2 protein-coding genes are annotated in these 1,765 nt (G+C 71.1%); one reads left to right on the top strand and one right to left on the bottom strand.

The window, feature by feature from the left end; translation table 11 throughout:
• On the top strand, nt 1-963 hold a 963-nt coding region (locus tag FVW27_RS14770; protein WP_167126520.1), incomplete at its 5' end, for a substrate-binding periplasmic protein.
• Between the two features lie 170 nt (nt 964-1,133).
• Here FVW27_RS14770 and FVW27_RS14765 read toward each other — a convergent pair.
• Nucleotides 1,134-1,604: an HAD family hydrolase gene (locus FVW27_RS14765; protein WP_167126517.1), complete on the bottom strand. Its 471-nt coding sequence runs from the start codon at nt 1,602-1,604 to the stop codon at nt 1,134-1,136.
• Nucleotides 1,605-1,765: the final 161 nt, after the last annotated feature.

Below are 1,765 nucleotides of genomic sequence, written 5' to 3'. Positions count from 1 at the left end.
CGGCGGGGGCTGCCCGGCGCGGTCCGCTTCCTGCTGCTGGCCACGATCCTGCCGGCGCTGGCCGCCGCACTGGTCTTTCCGCCCGGCGCGCGTTGTGCCGAGGTCACCTCGCCCCCCGCTGGTCTGCACATCCGGCCCGCATCCCAACCGCTGCATGTCCTGTGCGATGAAGACTTGCCCCCGTATGCCTACAGGGGGGCGGGCGCGCAGTCCATCGCACGCGGCATCTACCCGGAGCTTGCGGCAGAGGCCTTTCGCCGCATGGGCCTTGCGGCAGTCATGGTGCCCACGCCGTGGGCCAGGGCCATGGCGGAATTGAACCATGAGCATACCGGGGAACGTTCCGGCGAGCGGTCCGCCAAGCAGTCAGGTGCGCGGTCCGATACGCAATCGGGGGGCCACGCGGGGGTGCGGGTTGGGGTATGCGGCCTGTACGCCACCGCCCAGCGCCGGTCGGTGCACGACTTTTCCGCCCCCCTGTTCGAAGAACGCCTGCATCTGGTGCTTCCGGCAAACGCGGCGATACCCCATGCCTTTGCGGGATCGGGCGGAACGGCCCCTGCGGGGCTGGGCGGCTCGCCCCTGGCCGCGCTGCGGGGCATGCGGCTGGGCGTGGTGCGCGGGTGGAGCTACGGCGATGCGCTGGACGCCGCGCACAAGGCGGGCACCTTCACCACAGAGGAAGCGGGCAGCGAGGCCCAGAACCTGCTGAAGGTGGCCGGGGGGCGGCTGGACGGCGCCATCATCACCCGCGAAGGGGGCCTGTGGCTGCGGGAGCGGCTGGGGCTGACCAGCCTGGTGACCATGGCCCAGCAACCGTTGGCGGTGATGCCGGTACACCTGGCCTTTCGCAGGCAGGACGCCCAGCATCACCTGCTGCGCGATTTCGATGCGGCAATCCGGGACATGAAGGCCGACGGCACCTACGCCCGCATCGTGGAGCGCGCCCTGAACGGACAATAGGCGGACGACGGCCGAACGGCTTGCCGCATCCCTGCCACGGGCAGACGCCGATGCGGCCACGGCGCCCCCGGGCCGCACGGACAAACACCGCCCCTGCGCATCGACATCTTCACACCGACGGCGCGGCACTGGCTTCGACAGCGGCAATGGCGGCGCGGTTTGCCGCCCCCCTACCTGCGCAGCGTGGCCACCAGCCGCAAGGGATGCAGCAGAAGGTCAAGCCCGTCGCAGATGTGACGCACGGCCACGTCGGCGGCGCACAGCGTCTGCACCGAGGCACCCTCGTCACCCATCACCGCCACGGAAAGCCCTGCTTCCAGCAGCATGAGCAGATCGTTGCGCCCGTTGCCCATGGCCACTGTGCGCAGCGAGCCCAGGTCGGCCACGTAGCGCCGCTTGGCCTCGTCCTGCATGCCGGGCGGCAGCACGTGCAGGCGCACCGGCAGCCCGGCCAGGGCTGATGCCACGGAGCCGAAGGTGTCCGCCGTGACCACGTGCACGGTCAGTTCACCGGCCAGCCGGGCGATACGTTCGGCCACTCCGTCCACCAGCGCGCCGGTCGCCGCGATGGTGCCGTTGTAGTCCAGGACCAGATGGTCCAGTTCAAGGGCCTCGCGGCCCGGAATCTCCAGTCTGAGCATGTCGTCTACCCCGGTTGCGCGTCCCTTTCCGGCGGGCACCATGGCACTCAAGCGTTCCCTCCCCGCTGTTGCCGCCCGCGCGGTGCGCGCTCCGTCCCTGTAGCCGGTTGCGCCGGGGGTGGCAACGCGTGCGGACCCGCCCGCCCGAACGCCGCGCCTCC

Origin of the sequence: Nitratidesulfovibrio liaohensis (genome assembly GCF_011682075.1) — a bacterium.
In the GTDB taxonomy this organism is placed as follows: Bacteria; Desulfobacterota; Desulfovibrionia; order Desulfovibrionales; family Desulfovibrionaceae; genus Cupidesulfovibrio; species Cupidesulfovibrio liaohensis.
This window is presented reverse-complemented; position numbering and strand designations above follow the sequence as displayed.